This window comes from Vibrio sp. 03_296 (assembly GCF_002265885.1).
Genome location: NZ_NPKW01000235.1, coordinates 1 through 892 on the forward strand (window position 1 = coordinate 1; position 892 = coordinate 892).

Annotated in this window: 2 pseudogenes; both read right to left on the reverse strand. The window is 45.6% G+C overall.

The window, feature by feature from the left end:
* Positions 1–600 (reverse strand): annotated as a pseudogene (locus tag CIK04_RS23630) (exopolyphosphatase); the annotation flags it as partial.
* Positions 590–892, reverse strand: a pseudogene (locus tag CIK04_RS23635) (RNA degradosome polyphosphate kinase); the annotation flags it as partial. The pseudogenes CIK04_RS23630 and CIK04_RS23635, both read right to left, overlap by 11 nt.

The window sequence follows — 892 nt, forward strand, 5'->3', positions numbered from 1 at the left end:
ATACTGGCTAGCGATGGATTCCAGCTTTTGCTCACCCGCAGTGATCGCTTGTTGATGTTCTTTTGGTAATTTTCCGTTGGAAAGTAACGACTGGTGAAACTGACGCACCCCATTTGCTTACTGTTGAGTAGCTCTGGTTCAAAATCGCGACCGATGATCAGTTCGGTACTGCCACCGCCAATATCAACCACCAGTTTAGAGGAGACTTCTAATTGTGTATGTGCCACGCCGAGATAGATTAAACGCGCTTCCTCTTCTCTTCTCCCGGAATTATTTCGATGGGGAAGGGTATGACTTGCTTGGCGCGTTGTAAGAATAGATGAGCATTATGCGCTTGTCGTAAGGTATGCGTGGCCGCAATGCGAACATTATCTGGTTCAAAACCTTGCAGTCGTTCGGCAAACATGGCTAAGCACTCAAGCCCTCGCTCCATCGCTGAGTGGCTCAGATTCATTTCGTTATCCAAGCCATCAGCAAGTAACGCGCTGTTTATGGCGACTGATTAATTGCAGATCTTCATCGACGACTTTGGCTACTACCATATGGAACTGTTGGAGCCTAGGTCGATGCGGCAATATCTCGAGCTATGGTTGTTGTCATTCTGTTCTACTTGCCCTTTTTGCTTACGCGTGTGTTTTTCAACATTTTTAAGATAGTCGTAAATGGCTATCTGAGAACGTATTTTTTTCCGTATTGCCGCGTTCAACATAGTTATTGCTCATCTCTTTGTCGATTCGGCGCGCCTTCACTGTATCAGTAAACTGGATGTTGAGAATATCGATAATGCGTTGTTTGATGCGTGGATCACGTACAGGAGACATCACCTCAATACGGTTATCGATGTTGCGTTCCATCCAGTCAGCAGAGGAAATATACACTAACGGTTCACCAT